15 protein-coding genes are annotated in these 17,514 nt (G+C 72.3%); 13 read left to right on the top strand and 2 right to left on the bottom strand.

The window, feature by feature from the left end; genetic code table 11:
* Window positions 1-131: 131 nt before the first annotated feature.
* Window positions 132-1,067 (bottom strand): cation diffusion facilitator family transporter, encoded by a 936-nt coding sequence (locus AB0J21_RS01855; RefSeq protein ID WP_363143775.1) that lies wholly within the window; start codon window positions 1,065-1,067, stop codon window positions 132-134.
* A gap of 210 nt (window positions 1,068-1,277) precedes the next feature.
* Complete coding sequence (gene galE, locus AB0J21_RS01850) at window positions 1,278-2,264, bottom strand: UDP-glucose 4-epimerase GalE (protein ID WP_363143774.1); 987 nt, start codon at window positions 2,262-2,264, stop codon at window positions 1,278-1,280.
* A 238-nt stretch (window positions 2,265-2,502) separates the two neighbouring features.
* Here galE and AB0J21_RS01845 point away from each other — a divergent pair, with 238 nt between their 5' ends.
* The 13 genes from AB0J21_RS01845 (at window position 2,503) to AB0J21_RS01785 (ending at window position 17,512) form a co-directional block, all read left to right on the top strand.
* Window positions 2,503-4,425: a DUF5941 domain-containing protein gene (locus AB0J21_RS01845; protein WP_363144075.1), complete on the top strand. Its 1,923-nt coding sequence runs from the start codon at window positions 2,503-2,505 to the stop codon at window positions 4,423-4,425.
* On the top strand, window positions 4,422-5,174 hold the full coding sequence (locus AB0J21_RS01840) for a phosphocholine cytidylyltransferase family protein (protein WP_363143773.1): 753 nt from the start codon (window positions 4,422-4,424) through the stop codon (window positions 5,172-5,174). The genes AB0J21_RS01845 and AB0J21_RS01840 overlap by 4 nt, the downstream gene beginning before the upstream one ends.
* On the top strand, window positions 5,162-6,223 hold the full coding sequence (locus AB0J21_RS01835; RefSeq protein WP_363143772.1) for an iron-containing alcohol dehydrogenase family protein: 1,062 nt from the start codon (window positions 5,162-5,164) through the stop codon (window positions 6,221-6,223). The genes AB0J21_RS01840 and AB0J21_RS01835 overlap by 13 nt, the downstream gene beginning before the upstream one ends.
* A complete protein-coding gene (locus AB0J21_RS01830; protein WP_363143771.1) occupies window positions 6,201-6,980 on the top strand; it encodes a CDP-alcohol phosphatidyltransferase family protein in 780 nt (259 codons plus the stop codon). Before AB0J21_RS01835 ends, AB0J21_RS01830 begins: the two co-directional genes overlap by 23 nt.
* Window positions 6,981-7,003: 23 nt before the next feature.
* Window positions 7,004-7,876 (top strand): glycosyltransferase, encoded by an 873-nt coding sequence (locus tag AB0J21_RS01825; RefSeq protein ID WP_363144074.1) that lies wholly within the window; start codon window positions 7,004-7,006, stop codon window positions 7,874-7,876.
* Between the two features lie 92 nt (window positions 7,877-7,968).
* Window positions 7,969-8,910 (top strand): ABC transporter permease, encoded by a 942-nt coding sequence (locus tag AB0J21_RS01820; protein WP_363143770.1) that lies wholly within the window; start codon window positions 7,969-7,971, stop codon window positions 8,908-8,910.
* Window positions 8,897-9,688, top strand: a complete 792-nt coding sequence (locus AB0J21_RS01815) for an ABC transporter ATP-binding protein (protein WP_363143769.1) — start codon at window positions 8,897-8,899, stop codon at window positions 9,686-9,688. The genes AB0J21_RS01820 and AB0J21_RS01815 overlap by 14 nt, the downstream gene beginning before the upstream one ends.
* Before the next feature lie 455 nt (window positions 9,689-10,143).
* On the top strand, window positions 10,144-11,052 hold the full coding sequence (gene hpnC / locus AB0J21_RS01810; RefSeq protein WP_363143768.1) for a squalene synthase HpnC: 909 nt from the start codon (window positions 10,144-10,146) through the stop codon (window positions 11,050-11,052).
* A gap of 8 nt (window positions 11,053-11,060) precedes the next feature.
* Window positions 11,061-11,999: a presqualene diphosphate synthase HpnD gene (gene hpnD, locus AB0J21_RS01805; RefSeq protein ID WP_363144073.1), complete on the top strand. Its 939-nt coding sequence runs from the start codon at window positions 11,061-11,063 to the stop codon at window positions 11,997-11,999.
* 157 nt (window positions 12,000-12,156) lie between these two features.
* The gene (gene hpnE, locus AB0J21_RS01800) at window positions 12,157-13,557 is read left to right on the top strand and encodes a hydroxysqualene dehydroxylase HpnE (protein ID WP_363143767.1); all 1,401 of its coding nucleotides are present in this window, start codon (window positions 12,157-12,159) and stop codon (window positions 13,555-13,557) included.
* Window positions 13,554-14,705, top strand: coding sequence for a polyprenyl synthetase family protein (locus tag AB0J21_RS01795; RefSeq protein WP_363143766.1), 1,152 nt, complete (start codon window positions 13,554-13,556; stop codon window positions 14,703-14,705). Before hpnE ends, AB0J21_RS01795 begins: the two co-directional genes overlap by 4 nt.
* Before the next feature lie 153 nt (window positions 14,706-14,858).
* The gene (gene shc / locus AB0J21_RS01790) at window positions 14,859-16,838 is read left to right on the top strand and encodes a squalene--hopene cyclase (protein WP_363143765.1); all 1,980 of its coding nucleotides are present in this window, start codon (window positions 14,859-14,861) and stop codon (window positions 16,836-16,838) included.
* On the top strand, window positions 16,838-17,512 hold the full coding sequence (locus AB0J21_RS01785; protein ID WP_363143763.1) for a 1-hydroxy-2-methyl-2-butenyl 4-diphosphate reductase: 675 nt from the start codon (window positions 16,838-16,840) through the stop codon (window positions 17,510-17,512). The genes shc and AB0J21_RS01785 overlap by 1 nt, the downstream gene beginning before the upstream one ends.
* The last annotated feature ends 2 nt before the right edge of the window (window positions 17,513-17,514 follow it).

Here is a 17,514-nt window from a genome sequence, read left to right as displayed (position 1 = left end):
CATCCTTCGCTTCGGGCTTGGCCCCAAGTCTGCCGTACGCGGCGCCCGCCCCTCGCAACCGGCCGTCGCGCGCCCCGGGCGTCCTGCCCCGGATCCCCCGGCCACCCGCCCTGGGACCGACCGGCCAGGGCCTACACGCACCGTCCGCTCTCGTGCTCCGCGTGACCGCGCGGCTCCAGCTGGAAGGTGCAGTGCTCGACGTCGAAGTGGTGCCCCAGGCAGCCCTGAAGCTCGTGCAGCATCTTCTCGTGACCGATCGAGCTGAGCGCGTCGGCGCTCACGACCACGTGCGCCGAGAGCACCGGCATCCCCGAGGTGATGGTCCACGCGTGCAGGTCGTGCACCTCCTCGACCCCGGGCAGCGCGAGGACGTGTTCGCGCACCTGTGCCATGTCCACGCCCTTGGGCGCCGTCTCCAGCAGGACGTTCACCGTGTCCCGCAGCAGCCGCCAGGTACGCGGCACGATCATCAGGCCGATCAGCAGCGAGGCGATCGTGTCGGCGTAGGGCCAGCCCGTCGACCACACCAGGAGCGCCGAGACGATCACCGCGAGCGAGCCCAGCGCGTCGGCCGCGACCTCCAGGAAGGCGCCGCGCACGTTGAGGCTCTCCTCCTGCCCGCGCAGCAGCAGCCCCAGCGACACGCAGTTCGCGAGCAGACCGATCGCACCGATCAGCAGGGCGAGCGGCCCCTCGGTGTGCTCGGGGTCGACGAACCGCCCCACCGCCTCGAAGGCGACGTACCCGCCGACCCCGAGCAGCAGCAGACAGTTGGCGAGGGCGGCCAGGATCTCCGCGCGGGCGTACCCGAAGGTCGCCCGGTCGCTCGCCGGGCGGGCCGCCACGTGGATGGCCAGCAGCGCCATCCCCAGGCCCAGCGCGTCCGTCGCCATGTGCGCGGCGTCCGCGACCAGCGCGAGCGAACGCGACAGGACGCCCCCGACGACCTCGACCACCGTCACCAGGAGCGTGAGGCACAGGGCGGCCCGCAGCCGGCCCCGGTAGGCCGAGGTGGCCGTGCCCGGCGCGGGCGTGTGCGCGTGCCCGTGGTCGTGCCCAGCCCCCATCGGACCGTCCCTCCGTCTTCGTGTGCCGGCGGCGGCCGGCTCCGGCCGCCGCTGCCAGTGAACTACCCGCCAGGGGTATCGGGCAACACGGGGCTGAACACCGTTGTCATATGCCCTGACCTGCGGTGATGATCGCAGGTCAGGGCACCCTCAGTCGATGCTTCCCGGTGGCCGGGCCCGCGCCCGGGACTCGCCCCCGGCGCCTTCGGCCTATGCCCCGGCCGTCTCGGGATGGCGCAGCCGCCAGCCCTCCCAGGCGGAGGCCACCATGTCGCGCACCTCGTGCCGCGCGCGCCAGCCCAGGACCTCGGCGGCCCGTTCGGCCGAGGCCACGGCGCGTGGCGCGTCCCCGGGACGGCGCGGTTCCACGAGAGCGGGCCGGGTGTCCCCGGTCACCTCCGCGATGAGCGTCACCAGCTCCCGCACCGAGACGCCCCGGCCGGTACCGATGTTCACCGTCAGGTCACCGGCCTGCGGCGCCCCCTCCAGATACCTGGCCGCCGCGAGATGCGCCTCGGCGAGGTCCACGACGTGCACGTAGTCCCGTACGCAGGTGCCGTCCGGGGTCGGGTAGTCGTCGCCGAAGATCCGCGGGGCCTCGCCCGCGGTGAGCCGCTCGAAGACCATCGGGATCACGTTGAACACCCCCGTGTCCGCCAGCTCGGGCGCCGCCGCCCCCGCCACGTTGAAGTACCGCAGGCACACCGTGGCGATGCCGTGCGCCCGGCCGGCCGCTCGTACCAGCCACTCGCCCGCGAGCTTCGTCTCCCCGTACGGGGACATCGGCACGCACGGGGTGTCCTCCGTGACGAACTCCACGTCCGGCGGGTTGCCGTACACGGCGGCCGAGGACGAGAAGACGAACTTCTTCACCCCCGCCTCGGCGACCGCCTCCAGCAGCACCGTCAGTCCGTGCAGGTTCTCCCGGTAGTAGTGGAGCGGGCGCTCCACCGACTCCCCGACCTGCTTGCGGGCCGCGAGGTGCACGACCCCGCTCACCCCGTGCCGCGCGAAGACCTCGCGCAGCAGTTCCGCGTCGAGCGAGGAGCCCCGTACCAGGGGGATGTCCTGCGGCAGACGCGAGTCCACCCCCGTGCTTCCGTCGTCGAGCACCACGACGCGTTCCCCGGCCTGTGCCATGGAACGCGCCACGTGTGCGCCGATATATCCCGCTCCGCCTGTGATCAGCCATGTCATGGCCGCCCACCCTATGGCGAATTGCCCCCGGCGGTTTGGAACCGGGCGGGTGATCCACCATGATGATCGCGTGGTCGGCCGTCGAGCAGACCATTCCTTTCGGACCGTGAACAGGCGGTGAACGCCTGTCGCACAGCATCCGATAGCCTCAGCCGACGCCCGGCCGCGCCGGTCCGGGGCGCTCCCCACCCTCGCTGTCCGGCCCACCCGCCGGGCCGGCCTCCAAGGAGTGAGTCCTCTGCCGACCGCCATCCTCACCGGTCCGCCGGTGCCCGGCTCGCCCCTGGAGGGCGAACTGCGCGCGCTCGGCTTCGAGGTGCGGGTCGTCACCGACGCGACGCAGGCCCCGGCCGCCCTCGCGGCGGTCCCCGCCGGGGAACGCGTCGCCCTCGTCGACCCCCGGTTCGTGGGCCACACGCACTCCCTGCGACTGGGCCTCACCGATCCCCGCTTCCCCGCCGCCGCCGTGCCCGGGGCACTCACCGCGCAGCCCGCCGCCCGCGCCGCCCTCGGCCGCGCGCTGGAGGGCGCCCTGCGCTCCACCGCCCCCGGCGCGCTGACCCCGGCCGGCACCGGTACCGCGGGCCACCCGCTGCACCAGCCGATGCCCGCCGAGGCGAACCCCGAGCGGGCGCCCGAGCCGGAGCCCGCCACCACCGCCGACACATCGCTGCCCGACCGCGTCGCCACCCTCCTCGGCCAAGGCGGCACCGCCGTCCACCAGCCCGAACTCGGCAGCCTCGTCGCCGCCGTCCCCACCGGACCGCAGGACCGCAACGAGGCCCGCCAGTCCGTGGAGAGCGTCGACGAGGAGGACGTCCGGCTGCGCTCGGCCGTCAAGGCCCGCGACGGCTTCTTCACGACGCACTGCATCAGTCCGTACTCGCGCTACCTCGCCCGCTGGTGCGCGCGCCGCGGCCTCACCCCGAACCAGGTCACCACCGCCTCGCTGGTCACCGCGCTGATCGCGGCGGCCTGCGCGGCCACCGGCACCCGCCCCGGCTTCGTCGCCGCCGGCGTGCTGCTGCTCGCCTCCTTCGTCCTGGACTGCACCGACGGGCAGCTCGCCCGCTACTCCCTCCAGTACTCGACGCTCGGCGCCTGGCTCGACGCGACCTTCGACCGCGCCAAGGAGTACGCCTACTACGCGGGTCTCGCGCTCGGCGCGGCCCACGCCGGCAGGGGCGACGACGTGTGGGCGCTCGCGCTCGGCGCGATGGTCCTCCAGACCTGCCGGCACGTCGTGGACTTCTCGTTCAACGAGGCCAACCACGACGCGACCGCCAACACCAGCCCCACCGCCGCGCTCTCCGACAAGCTCGACAGCGTCGGCTGGACCGTGTGGCTGCGCCGCATGATCGTGCTGCCGATCGGCGAGCGCTGGGCGATGATCGCCGTTCTCACCGCGGTCACCACGCCGCGCATCACCCTGGTCGTCCTGATCATCGGCTGCGCCCTCGCCGCGTGCTACACGACCGCCGGACGCCTGCTGCGCTCGCTGACCCGCCGGGCCCACCGCACCGACCGCGCGGCCCAGGCCCTCGCCGACCTCGCCGACAACGGCCCGCTCGCCCGCGCGGCCTCCCGGGTGCTGCGCCCGCTGGGCCGGCGGATGCCCGCCTTCGGGGTGCCCTTCGTGGCCTTCGTCGGCGGCGCGGCCGTCACCGGCTGCGCCGCGTTCACCGAGCGGGGCAGCGCCTGGCCGGTCCTGGGCGCCGCCGTGTACGTCCTGACCTCGGGTCTCGCCCTCTCCCGCCCCCTCAAGGGCGCCCTGGACTGGCTCGTCCCGCCCTTCCTGCGGGCCGCCGAGTACGGCACCGTGCTGCTGCTCGCCGCCCGCAGCGAGGTGAACGGCGCACTGCCCGCGGCTTTCGGGCTGGTGGCGGCCGTCGCCTACCATCACTACGACACGGTGTACCGCATTCGCGGAGGCACCGGAGCGCCGCCCCGGTGGCTGACGGCCGCGATCGGCGGACAGGACGGCAGGACGCTGCTGGTCACGATCGCCGCCGCCGTCCTCACCGGGAGCGGTCTCAGCACCGCGCTCACGGTGATCGCCGTGATCGTGGCCCTCGTGGTGCTCTTCGAGAGCATCCGCTTCTGGGTGACCGCACACCGACGCGGTGCACCCGCCGTACACGATGAAGGAGAACCCGCATGATCGGCCTCGTGCTCGCGGCCGGCGCCGGACGGCGTCTGCGCCCCTACACCGACACCCTGCCGAAGGCGCTGGTGCCGGTCGGGCCCGAGGGCCAGGAGGAGAGCATCACCGTGCTCGACCTCACCCTCGGCAACTTCGCGGAGATCGGCCTGACCGAGGTCGCGATCATCGTCGGCTACCGCAAGGAGGCCGTCTACGAGCGCAAGGCGGCCCTGGAGGCCAAGTACGGCCTCAAGCTGACCCTGATCGACAACGACAAGGCCGAGGAGTGGAACAACGCCTACTCCCTGTGGTGCGGCCGCGACGCCATCCGGCACTCGGTGATCCTCGCCAACGGCGACACCGTGCACCCCGTGTCCGTCGAGAAGACCCTGCTCGCCGCGCGCGGCGAGGGCAAGAAGATCATCCTGGCCCTCGACACCGTGAAGAAGCTCGCGGACGAGGAGATGAAGGTCGTCGTGGACCCCGCCAAGGGCGTCCAGAAGATCACCAAGCTCATGGACCCGGCCGAGGCCACCGGTGAGTACATCGGCGTCACCCTCATCGAGGGCGAGGCGGCCGACGCCCTGGCCGACGCGCTGAAGACGACCTTCGAGCGCGACCCGCAGCTCTACTACGAGGACGGCTACCAGGAGCTCGTCAACCGGGGCTTCCCGATCGACGTCGCCCCCATCGGCGAGGTCACCTGGGTCGAGATCGACAACCACGAGGACCTGGCCAGGGGGCGGGAGATCGCGTGCCAGTACTGACGAGGCTCATCCCCTCGCCGGTCGTCGTCGACATCCGCCCCGGCGCCCTGGACGATCTCGCCTCCGTCCTGTGCGACCAGCGGATCTCGGCGTCCGGCAAGCTCGCCATCGCGATCAGCGGTGGCTCCGGGGCCCGGCTGCGCGAGCGGCTGGCCCCGGCGCTGCCCGGCGCGAGCTGGTACGAGGTGGGCGGCGGCACCCTGGACGACGCGATCAAGCTCGCCGACGCCATGAAGTCCGGCCACTACGACGCCGTCGTGGGCCTGGGCGGCGGCAAGATCATCGACTGCGCGAAGTTCGCCGCCGCCCGCATCGGGCTGCCGCTGGTCGCCGTCGCCACCAACCTCTCGCACGACGGGCTGTGCTCGCCGGTCGCGACCCTCGACAACGACGCGGGCCGCGGCTCCTACGGGGTGCCCAACCCGATCGCCGTGGTCATCGACCTCGCGGTGATCCGGGAGGCGCCCTCGCGGTACATCCGCTCCGGTATCGGCGACGTCATCTCCAACATCTCGGCCGTCGCCGACTGGGAGCTGTCCAACCGGGTCACCGGCGAGTCCATCGACGGGCTCGCCGCCGCCATGGCCCGGCAGGCCGGCGAGGCGATCCTGCGCCACCCCGGAGACGTCAGCCAGGACGGCTTCCTGCAGACCCTCGCCGAGGGCCTGGTGATGACCGGGATCTCCATGTCGGTGGCCGGCGACAGCCGCCCCGCCTCCGGCGCCTGCCACGAGATCAACCACGCCTTCGACCTGCTGTTCCCCAAGCGCGCGGCGAGCCACGGCGAGCAGTGCGGGATGGGCGCGGTCTTCGCGATGTACCTGCGCGGGGAGCACGAGCAGTCGCGGTACATGGCGCAGGTCCTGCGCCGGCACGAGCAGCCGGTCCTGCCCGGCGACATCGGCTTCAGCGTGGACGAGTTCGTCCAGGCCGTGGAGTTCGCCCCGCAGACCCGGCCCGGCCGGTACACGATCCTCGAACACCTCAACCTGTCCACTGATCAGATCAAGGACGCATACGCCGACTATGCCAAGGCCATCGGTAGCTGAACTTCGCCCCGTCGTCCACCCCGCCGGGGTCAAGGACCGGCGCAGCGGCGAACACTGGGCAGGGCGCATGTACATGCGGGAGATCTCGCTGCACATCGACCCCTACCTGGTGAACACCAGGATCACGCCCAACCAGCTGACCTATCTCATGACGGTCTTCGGCGTCCTGGCCTGCCCCGCCCTGCTGGTGCCCGGCATACCGGGCGCGGTGCTCGGGGTCGTGGCCGTCCAGCTCTACCTGCTGCTCGACTGCGTCGACGGCGAGATCGCCCGCTGGCGCAAGCAGTTCTCGCTCGGCGGGGTCTACCTCGACCGGGTCGGCGCCTACCTCACCGACGCCGCGGTCCTGGTCGGTTTCGGCCTGCGCGGCGCCGACCTGTTCGGCAGCGGCCGAATCGACTGGCTGTGGGCCTTCCTCGGCACCCTCGCCGCGCTCGGCGCCATCCTGATCAAGGCGGAGACCGACCTCGTCGGCGTGGCCCGCCACCAGGGCGGGCTGCCGCCCGTGAAGGAGGCGGCCTCCGAGCCGCGCTCCTCCGGCATGGCGCTGGCCCGCAGGGCCGCCGCCGCCCTCAAGTTCCACCGGCTGGTCCTCGGCATCGAGGCCACGCTGCTCATCCTCGTGCTGGCCGTGATCGACCAGGTCAGGGGCGACCTGTTCTTCACCCGGCTCGGCATCGCCGTGCTCGCGGCCATCGCGATCGTCCAGACGCTGCTGCACCTGGTCTCGATCCTCGTGTCGAGCCGACTGAAATGAGTGAGGACATGTCCCAGTCCGCGCTGAAGGTCGGCGCCGTCGTCATCACCATGGGCAACCGGCCCGAGGAGCTGCGGCTGCTGCTCGACTCCATCGCCAAGCAGGACGGCGAGCCCGTGCCCACCGTGGTCGTCGGCAACGGCTCCCCGGTGCCCGAGGTCCCCGAGGGCGTGCGCACCGTGGAGCTGCCCGAGAACCTCGGCATCCCCGGCGGCCGCAACGTCGGCATCGAGGCCTTCGGCCCCGGCGGGCGCGACGTGGACGTCCTCCTCTTCCTCGACGACGACGGCCTGCTCGACCGCACCGACACGGCCGAGCTGTGCCGGCGGGCCTTCACCGAGGACGAGCGCCTCGGCATCGTCAGCTTCCGCATCGCCGACCCCGAGACCGGGGTCACCCAGCGGCGCCACGTGCCCCGGCTGCGCGCCGCCGACCCGATGCGCTCCTCCCGCGTGACGACCTTCCTGGGCGGCGCCAACGCCGTACGGACCAAGGTCTTCGCCGAGGTCGGCGGACTGCCCGACGACTTCTTCTACGCCCACGAGGAGACCGACCTGGCCTGGCGGGCCCTGGACGCCGGCTGGATGATCGACTACCGCGCGGACATGGTGCTGCTGCACCCGACGACGGCCCCCTCGCGGCACGCCGTCTACCACCGCATGGTGGCCCGCAACCGGGTGTGGCTGGCCCGCCGTAACCTGCCCGCGCTGCTCGTCCCCGTCTACCTCGGCGTCTGGATGCTGCTGACCCTGGCCCGCCGCCCCTCGGGGCCCGCGCTGCGCGCCTGGTTCGGCGGCTTCAAGGAGGGCTGGCGCACGCCCTGCGGGCCGCGCAGGCCCATGAAGTGGCGCACGGTGTGGCGGCTGACCCGGCTGGGCCGACCGCCGATCATCTGACAGGCTGGTCGCCGCAGCGCGTCCCGCCCCCCTGTTCCGGTTCCGCGCCCGCCCCACCCGGGCGCGGCGCCCCGCAGACGAAGGTTTCCCCCGTGAGTGACACAACGCAGGACAGCGGTGTGATGGTGGGCAGCACAGCCCCGCCCTCGCCCGACGACGCGCTGAGCCGCGCCGAGCTGGCGGCCAAGTACGGGCTGACGGTCAGTGGGGCCCGGCCCAGCCTTCCGGCGTACGTCCGGCAGCTGTGGAGCCGCCGCCACTTCATCCTGGCCTTCTCCCGGGCCAAGCTGACCGCCCAGTACAGCCAGGCGAAGCTGGGGCAGTTGTGGCAGGTCGCGACGCCCCTGCTCAACGCGCTCGTCTACTTCTTCATCTTCGGTCTGCTGCTGGGCGCGCGGAGGGGCATCGACAAGGACATCTACGTGCCCTTCCTGGTCACCGGTGTCTTCGTCTTCGCCTTCACCCAGAGTTCGGTGCAGGCCGGCGTGCGGGCCATCTCGGGGAACCTGGGCCTGGTGCGGGCGCTGCACTTCCCGCGCGCCTCGCTGCCCATCTCCTTCTCGCTCCAGCAGCTCCAGCAACTGCTGTACTCGATGCTCGTGCTCGTCGTCATCCTGGTGGCCACCGGCTGCTACCCGGGTTTCTCCTGGCTCCTGGTCGTCCCGGCGCTGGTGCTCCAGTTCGTGTTCAACACCGGGCTCGCGCTGATCTTCGCCCGGCTCGGGGCCAAGACCCCCGACCTCGCGCAGCTCATGCCCTTCGTGATGCGCACCTGGATGTACGGCTCCGGAGTCATGTTCAGTCTCCCGGCCATGCTGGCCGACAAGGACGTGCCCGGCTGGGTCACCGACGTGCTCCAGTGGAACCCGGCGGCGGTCTACATGGACCTCATCCGCTTCGGCTTCATCGACAAGTACGGCAGCGAGTACCTGCCCCCGCACGTGTGGGCCGTCGCCGTGGGCTGGGCCGTGGTCATCGGCGCGCTCGGATTCGTGTACTTCTGGAAGGCGGAGGAACGCTATGGCCGTGGCTGAGGGACGCAACGCGGGCCGTGAGCACATGCCCACGGTCATCGCCGACGAGCTGCACATCGTGTACCGGGTGCACGGCGCGAAGGGCGGCAAGGGCAGCGCGACCGCCGCGCTGAACCGGATCGTGCGACGCGGCGACTCGCCGGGCGTGCGCAAGGTGCACGCGGTGCGCGGGGTCTCCTTCACCTCCTACCGGGGCGAGGCGATCGGCCTGATCGGCTCCAACGGTTCGGGCAAGTCGACGCTGCTGCGGGCCATCGCCGGTCTGCTGCCCGCCGAGAGCGGCAAGGTCTACACCGACGGACAGCCCTCGCTGCTCGGCGTCAACGCGGCGCTCATGAACGACCTGACCGGCGAGCGCAACGTCATCCTCGGCGGACTCGCGATGGGCATGAGCCGCGAGGAGGTCAAGGAGCGCTACCAGGAGATCGTCGACTTCTCCGGCATCAACGAGAAGGGCAACTTCATCACCCTGCCGATGCGCACCTACTCCTCCGGGATGGCGGCGCGGCTGCGGTTCTCCATCGCGGCCGCCAAGGACCACGACGTCCTCATGATCGACGAGGCGCTGGCCACCGGTGACCGCAAGTTCCAGAAGCGCTCCGAGGCGCGCATCAGGGAACTGCGCAAGGAGGCCGGGACGGTGTTCCTGGTGTCCCACAACAACAAGTCGATCCGGGACACCTGCAATCGCGTGCTGTGGCTGGAACACGGAGAGCTGCGCATGGACGGGCCCACCGAAGAGGTCATGAAGGAGTACGAGAAGTTCACCAGCAAATAACGGACGAGCCGTAATCCGGGAATTCAGCGGATTGCGGCATCCGGGGTACCGCACGGGCCTCTGTCGGACAAATCCGGCAGAGGCCCTTCGCGCACCCGGACGGGTGAGCGCCGTAAAGCTGTTGCCGCGCCCCGTTGGACGGGTCAAAGATCAGTCAACTTCTCCGCAGGTCGGGAAGGTTGACGGCAATCGGTGTGTTCTTGTGACGTGCTGAACACCCCGCCGTGAGCCGTTGAGTTGTACAACGTAAGCTGTGCCGGTGCCGAATCGCGACGAGTGGTGCGATACCGCACAGAGGGTTTCGCTGCGCCGAACCGCTCCAGGGGCGGCCGGGCGGCGTGTCCGAAATAGTCAGTTTTGTGTGTGCGGTGTAGAACGGGAGATGTGACGGCATTGGCTACGGATGATCTCCGCCTCCACGCTGTACCCGCCGTCCCCGCGCCGGGTGGCGGGCGATGAGCCCCGTCCGGGGGGCGGCCCCCGGCAGCGCCGAGCGCGACACGCTCGGCAAGGCCACCGAGGAGAACTTTCCGGTGGCCCCCTTCTTCCTGCCCCGCGCGTGGCGGGACGACCTCATGGCCGTCTACGGATTCGCCCGACTGGTCGACGACATCGGCGACGGCGACCTGACGCCGGGTGGGGCCGACGCCCGCTACCTCGGCGTCCCCGAGGACCAGGCCGAGGACCGCCTCGCCGTGCTGGACGCCTTCGAGCGCGACCTGCACCGCGTGTTCCGCTCCACCGGCACCCCGCACCACCCGCTGCTGCGCGCCCTGCGCCCCACCGTCCGGCGGCGCGGGCTGATCCCGGACCCCTTCCTCGCGCTCGTCGAGGCCAACCGGCAGGACCAGAAGGTCAGCCGCTACGCGACCTGGGACGAACTGCTCGCCTACTGCGAACTCTCCGCCAACCCGGTCGGCCGGCTCGTCCTCGGCATCACCGGCACCGAGAGCCCCGAACGCCTGCGCCGCTCCGACGCGGTGTGCACCGCGCTCCAGATCGTCGAGCACCTCCAGGACGTCGCCGAGGACCTCGCCCGGGACCGGATCTACCTGCCCGCCGAGGACATGAGGCGCTTTCACGTCTCGGAAACCGATCTGGCCGCCCCCACCGGGGGCGCGTCGGTGCGCGCGCTGATCGCCTTCGAGGCCGAACGCGCCAGCGCCCTGCTGGATGAGGGCGAGGCCCTGGTGGGTAGCGTCCACGGCAGACTCCGGCTGCTGCTCGCCGGGTTCGTCGCCGGTGGACGAGCCGCCCTCGCCGCTGTCGCGGACGCCGGATACGACGTACTCGCCGCGCCGCCCAAGCCGGCCAGGCTGCGGTTGCTGCGCGAGGTGGGAGTAGTTCTGCGAGGAGAGGGGTGAGTCTGACGATGAGGGAGACAGCCGCGCTGGGCGGACCGGTGCTCGCCGCATACGGGTACTGCGAGACCGTCACGGGCCTGGAGGCCAAGAACTTCGCCTACGGCATCCGCCTGCTGCCCGCGGACAAGCGCCGCGCCATGTCCGCCGTCTACGCGTTCTCACGGCGCGTCGACGACATCGGCGACGGCACCCTGCGCCCCGAGGTCAAGTCCACCCGTCTGGAGACGGCCCGCGCCACACTGGACCGGGTACGCGAAGGCGCGGTCGAGGAGGACGACACCGACCCGGTGGCCGTCGCCCTCGCCCACACCGCCGGCCGCTTCCCGGTGCCCCTCGGCGCTCTCGACGAACTCATCGACGGCGTCCTGATGGACGTCCGCGGCGAGACCTACGAGACCTGGGACGACCTGAAGACCTACTGCCGTTGCGTGGCCGGCTCGGTGGGCCGCATCTCGCTGGGCGTCTTCGGGCTGCGCGCCGGGTTCCGCGACCTGGAACTGGCCTCCGAGTACGCCGACACCCTCGGGCTCGCCCTCCAGCTGACCAACATCCTGCGCGACGTACGCGAGGACGCGGGCAACGGGCGCACCTACCTCCCGGCCGAGGACCTCGCCAAGTTCGGCTGCTCCGCCGGTTTCGCCGGACCCAGACCACCCGAGGGCTCCGACTTCGACGGGCTCGTGCACTTCGAGGCCCGCCGCGCCCGCGCCCTGTTCGCCGAGGGCTACCAGCTGCTGCCGATGCTCGACCGGCGCGGTGCCGCCTGCGTGTCCGCGATGGCGGGCATCTACTACCGGCTGCTCGACCGGATCGAGCAGGACCCCGCCGCCGTCCTGCGCGGCCGGGTCTCGCTGCCCGCCCACGAGAAGGCGTACGTCGCGGTGCGGGGCCTCGCCGGAGTCGACGCCCGGGCGGCCGCGCGGCCCAGGATCGGCGGCCATCCGTGAACCGGGCGAAAACCAAGAGAACGTCCCAGCTCACCACCGTCCGGTCGGCCGTGTGGATCTCCCCGCGCACCCGGGCAACCCTCCGGTCGGCCGCCGCGTCCCTCACAGCGTCGACGCCCTGCCCGACCGTGACAGCGGCCGTCGCCAGGGAGGACGTATGACCGGACACGACGACCCGCTCACCGCACCGCACGAGACCACCCGGCACGCCGTGGTCGTCGGCGGAGGACTCGCCGGAGTCACCGCCGCCCTCGGACTGGCCGACGCGGGACTGGACGTGACGCTCCTTGAGGGCCGCCCGCGCCTCGGCGGGCTCGCCTTCTCCTTCCGGCGCGGGGAACTCACCGTCGACAACGGACAGCACGTGTACCTGCGCTGCTGCACGGCCTACACGCGGTTCCTCGACCGCATCGACGCGAGCCGGCTGGCCCCCGTCCAGGACCGCCTCGACGTCCCCGTGCTGGACGCGGACACCCGCAAGCTCGCCCGGCTGCGCCGTACCGCCGCCCCGGTGCCGCTGCACCTCGCCGCCTCCCTCGCCGGCTTCCGGCACCTGTCGCTCGCCGAACGCGCCTCCGTCGCCCGCGCGACCCTGGCCCTCGGGCGCCTGGACCCGGCCGATCCGGCGCTCGACGAGGAGGACTTCGGCAGCTGGCTGCACCGCCACGGACAGAGCCCGCGCACGATCGAGGCGCTGTGGGACCTCGTGGGGGTCGCGACCCTCAACGCGCGCGCCGCCGGGGCCTCCCTCGCCCTGGCCGCCAAGGTGTTCAGGACCGGGCTGCTCTCCGAGCCCGGCGCCGCCGACATCGGCTGGGCGCACGTCCCGCTCGGCGAACTCCACGACACCCTCGCCCGCCGCGCCCTCGACAAGGCCGGGGTACGCACCGAACTGCGCGCCCGGGTCGGCGCCGTCCACCGCGAGGAGGACGGCACCTGGCGGGTGGTCACCGAGGACGAGGAGCTGCGCGCCGCGACCGTCGTGCTCGCCGTACCGCAGCGCGAGACGCACGCCCTGCTTCCCGGGGGCGCGATCGAGGAACAGGACCGGCTCACCCGGCTCGGCACCTCCCCGATCCTCAACGTGCACGTCGTCTACGACCGCAAGGTGCTGCGCCGGCCCTTCTTCGCCGCGCTCGGTAGCCCCGTGCAATGGGTGTTCGACCGCACCGCCCCCTCGGGGCTCACCGGGCCCGGCCAGTACCTGGCCCTGTCCCAGTCGGCGGCGCAGGACGAGATCGACGCCCCCGTCAGCGCCCTGCGCGCCCGCTACCTGCCCGAACTGGAACGCCTGCTGCCCGCCACGCGCGGCGCCGGTGTCCGCGACTTCTTCGTCACCAGGGAGCGCACCGCGACCTTCGACCCGGCACCGGGATCGGGACGTCTGCGACCGGGGAACCGCACCGCCTTCCCCGGGCTCTACCTGGCCGGCGCGTGGACGGCCACCGGCTGGCCCGCGACCATGGAGGGCGCCGTACGCAGCGGCACCGCCGCGGCGGCCGAAGCCCTCCGCACCCTGGGCCGTGCCCACGACCATCTCTTCGAGGAGGCGGCATGAGGCTAGACCTTCCGGGATCGGCTGCCCGGACCGACCGCAGGACCGGAACTAGAGGAGAGACTGTGCCGACTGTGCCCTCGGCCGATACGGCTGGCGACACCGACACCGTGGACGTGACCGCGCTCCTGGAGCGCAGCCGGGCCCTGGCGACGCCGGTGCTGCGTTCCGCCGTGGACCGCCTGGCCCCGCCCATGGACGCCGTGGCCGCCTACCACTTCGGCTGGACCGACGCCCAGGGCCGGCCCGCCGAGGGCGACGGCGGCAAGGCCGTACGCCCCGCGCTCGCCCTGATCTCCGCGCAGGTCACCGGCGCCGCCCCCGAGGTGGGCGTGCCCGGAGCGGTCGCCGTGGAACTCGTGCACAACTTCTCGCTGCTGCACGACGACCTGATGGACGGGGACGAGCAGCGCCGCCACCGCGACACCGTGTGGAAGGTGCACGGCCCCGCCCAGGCCATCCTGGTCGGTGACGCCCTGTTCGCCCTCGCCAACGAGGTCCTGCTGGAACTCGCCACCCCCGAGGCGGGCCGCGCCACGCGCCGCCTGACCTCCGCCACCCGGGCCCTGATCGACGGTCAGGCCCAGGACATCTCCTACGAGCACCGGCGGCGCGTCAGCGTCGAGGAGTGCCTGGAGATGGAGGGCAACAAGACCGGCGCGCTGCTCGCCTGCGCCGCGTCCATCGGTGCCGTCCTCGGCGGCGCCGACGACCGCACCGCCGACACGCTGGAGACCTACGGCTACCACATGGGCCTCGCCTTCCAGGCGGTCGACGACCTGCTCGGCATCTGGGGCGACCCGGAGGCCACCGGCAAGCAGACCTGGAGCGACCTGCGCCAGCGCAAGAAGTCGCTGCCCGTGGTCGCCGCCCTCGCCGCCGGCGGACCCGCATCCGACAAGCTCGCGTCGCTGCTCGCGGCCGACGCGGAGGCCCAGGACGCCGGGCAGCCCGAGGACGCCTTCTCGGAGGAGGAGTTCGCGGCCCGCGCCGCGCTCATCGAGGAAGCCGGCGGCCGCGAGTGGACGAGCCAGGAGGCCCGTCGCCAGTACACCGTCGCGATCGAGGCGCTCGACTCGGTCCCGATGCCCACCCACGTGCGCGCGTCCCTCGTGGCGCTCGCTGATTTCATCGTCGTCCGGAAGAGATGATCACCATCAGACAGCCACACCGTCCATAACGCGCAGTCGCCGGGCGGTCCGGGCGACGTCCCCCGCCGTACCAGGAGACGGCGGGGGAGCGGGCCCGGTTCCGGCCGACGGCGGACCCACAGCAGATGAACATGACTGCACGAAGGGGAAGCCATGACAGCGACGACCGATGGAAGCACCGGGGCCGTGACGCCCCGCGCTGCCACGGCCAGTGCACCACTCGACCCTGCCGCGAACCACGAGACCGCCCAGGGGGCGGCCGAACGCGCCACCCGGCGCGCCGTGGACTATCTGCTCGCCCGGCAGGACGGCGAGGGCTGGTGGAAAGGCGATCTCGCCACCAACGTCACCATGGACGCCGAGGACCTGCTGCTGAGGCAGTTCCTCGGCATCAGGGACGAGCGGACCACACAGGCCGCCGCGCTCTTCATCCGCGGTGAACAACGGGAGGACGGCACCTGGGCCACCTTCTACGGCGGCCCCGGGGAACTCTCCGCGACCATCGAGGCGTACGTCGCGCTGCGCCTCGCGGGCGACCGCCCCGAGCAGCCGCACATGGCGAAGGCCGCGGCCTTCGTCCGGGACCACGGCGGCATCGCCCGTGCGAGGGTCTTCACCCGCATCTGGCTGGCCCTGTTCGGCTGGTGGAAGTGGGACGACCTTCCGGAGATGCCCCCGGAGCTGATGTTCTTCCCGAAGTGGTTCCCGCTCAACATCTACGACTTCGGCTGCTGGGCCCGCCAGACGATCGTGCCGCTCACCGTGGTGTGCGCCAAGCGCCCGGTGCGCCCCGCGCCCTTCGCGCTCGACGAACTGCACACCGACCCGGCCGATCCCAACCCGGCCAAGCCGCTGTCGCCGGTGGCCAGTTGGGACGGGGTCTTCGAGCGGCTCGACAAGATCATGCACGGCTACCGCCGCATCGCCCCGCGCAAGGTGCGCGAGAGCGCGATGCACGCCGCCGCGAGCTGGATCATCGAGCGCCAGGAGAACGACGGCTGCTGGGGCGGCATCCAGCCGCCGGCCGTCTACTCGGTGATGGCCCTGTACCTGCTCGGCTACGACCTCGACCACCCCGTGCTGCGCACCGGCCTGGAGTCGCTGGACCGGTTCGCGGTCTGGCGCGAGGACGGCGCCCGGATGATCGAGGCCTGCCAGTCCCCGGTCTGGGACACCTGCCTGGCCACCGTCGCCCTGGCCGACGCCGGGGTCCCCGCCGACCACCCGCAGATGGTCAAGGCCGCCGACTGGATGCTCAGCGAGCAGATCGTGCGCCCCGGCGACTGGATCGTGCGCCGCCCCGACCTGCCGCCGGGCGGCTGGGCCTTCGAGTTCCACAACGACAACTACCCGGACATCGACGACACCGCCGAAGTAGTGCTCGCGCTGCGCCGGGTCCAGCACCCCGACCCGGACCGGGTCGAGGCGGCGGTGCGCCGCGCCGTCGACTGGAACGCCGGGATGCAGTCGAAGAACGGGGCCTGGGGCGCCTTCGACGCCGACAACACCAGCTCCTTCCCCAACCGGCTGCCCTTCAGTGACTTCGGCGAGGTCATCGACCCGCCGTCGGCCGACGTCACCGCCCACGTGGTGGAGATGCTGGCGCAGGAAGGTCTCGCCCACCACCCGCGCACCCGGCGCGGAGTGGACTGGCTGCTGAAGAACCAGGAGCCCAACGGCGCCTGGTTCGGCCGCTGGGGCGTCAACTACGTCTACGGCACGGGGGCCGTCGTCCCCGCGCTCGTCGCCGCGGGCCTGGCGGCCTCCCACCCCGCGATCCGGCGGGCCGTGGACTGGCTGGCCGCCGTGCAGAACGAGGACGGCGGCTGGGGCGAGGACCTGCGCTCCTACAACGACCCGGCCTGGCACGGCCGGGGCGCCTCCACCGCCTCCCAGACGGCGTGGGCGCTGCTGGCCCTGCTCGCGGCCGGCGAGCGGGAGTCCGAGCCGGTGCGCCGCGGGGTGGCCTACCTGGTCGAGACCCAGACCGAGGACGGGACCTGGGACGAGCCCTGGTTCACCGGTACCGGCTTCCCCTGGGACTTCTCCATCAACTACCACCTGTACCGGCAGGTGTTCCCGGTGACGGCGCTCGGCCGTTACGTGCACCGCACCGGGCCGGGGGCCGTCTGATGGACCAGGCCCCCGAGGCCGGGCAGCGCCCGGAGCCCGTACCGCTGCTGGTCGCCTGCGCGCTCGGCATCGAGCACCTCGCGCTGCGCAGCGGCGGGGGCCGCGGAAGGAAAACGGCACCGGGTCCCGTCACCGTCCTGCGGACGGGAATGGGACCGCGGGCCGCGGAGCGTGCCGTACGGCACGCTCTGAGCGGGGACCTGGCGCAGGCCGCGGTCCTCGCGACCGGATTCTGCGCCGGGCTCGTCCCCGGGATGCACCCCGGCGACCTCGTCGTCGCCGAACGCACCCGGGACGAGTCGGGCGCGAGCGAGTGCTCGCGGACCGCCGCCCTCGCGGAGGCGGTCTCCCGCGCGGTACCCGGCCGCACCGTCCACACCGGGGTGCTGGCCGGCTCCGACCACGTCGTGCGCGGACCCGAACGGGCCGAACTGCGCGCGACGGGCGCGGTCGCGGTGGACATGGAGTCCGCCGTGAGCCTGCGTACGGCGCTTGAGGCCCCCGGCCAGGGGGCCCGTCCGGTTGCCGCCGTACGAGTGATCGTGGACGCACCCGAGCACGAACTAGTCAGAATCGGCACGGTGCGCGGGGGAATATCTGCCTTCCGCGTACTCCGTGCCGTCCTACCTGCTTTCTATGAATGGCACCGTTCTTCGCTGCTCCCCAGGAGGTGAGC

The sequence above is a fragment of the Streptomyces sp. NPDC049954 genome, assembly GCF_040656295.1.
GTDB lineage: Bacteria > Actinomycetota > Actinomycetes > Streptomycetales > Streptomycetaceae > Streptomyces.
This window is presented reverse-complemented; position numbering and strand designations above follow the sequence as displayed.

Coding starts and splice junctions, on each gene's coding strand:
- AB0J21_RS01855 (WP_363143775.1), bottom strand. CDS start 1,067: ATGGGGGCTGGGCACGACCACGGGCACGCGCACACGCCCGCGCCGGGC.
- galE (WP_363143774.1), bottom strand. CDS start 2,264: ATGACATGGCTGATCACAGGCGGAGCGGGATATATCGGCGCACACGTG.
- AB0J21_RS01840 (WP_363143773.1), top strand. CDS start 4,422: ATGATCGGCCTCGTGCTCGCGGCCGGCGCCGGACGGCGTCTGCGCCCC.
- AB0J21_RS01830 (WP_363143771.1), top strand. CDS start 6,201: ATGCCAAGGCCATCGGTAGCTGAACTTCGCCCCGTCGTCCACCCCGCC.
- AB0J21_RS01815 (WP_363143769.1), top strand. CDS start 8,897: ATGGCCGTGGCTGAGGGACGCAACGCGGGCCGTGAGCACATGCCCACG.
- hpnC (WP_363143768.1), top strand. CDS start 10,144: ATGAGCCCCGTCCGGGGGGCGGCCCCCGGCAGCGCCGAGCGCGACACG.
- hpnD (WP_363144073.1), top strand. CDS start 11,061: ATGAGGGAGACAGCCGCGCTGGGCGGACCGGTGCTCGCCGCATACGGG.
- hpnE (WP_363143767.1), top strand. CDS start 12,157: ATGACCGGACACGACGACCCGCTCACCGCACCGCACGAGACCACCCGG.
- AB0J21_RS01795 (WP_363143766.1), top strand. CDS start 13,554: ATGAGGCTAGACCTTCCGGGATCGGCTGCCCGGACCGACCGCAGGACC.
- shc (WP_363143765.1), top strand. CDS start 14,859: ATGACAGCGACGACCGATGGAAGCACCGGGGCCGTGACGCCCCGCGCT.
- AB0J21_RS01785 (WP_363143763.1), top strand. CDS start 16,838: ATGGACCAGGCCCCCGAGGCCGGGCAGCGCCCGGAGCCCGTACCGCTG.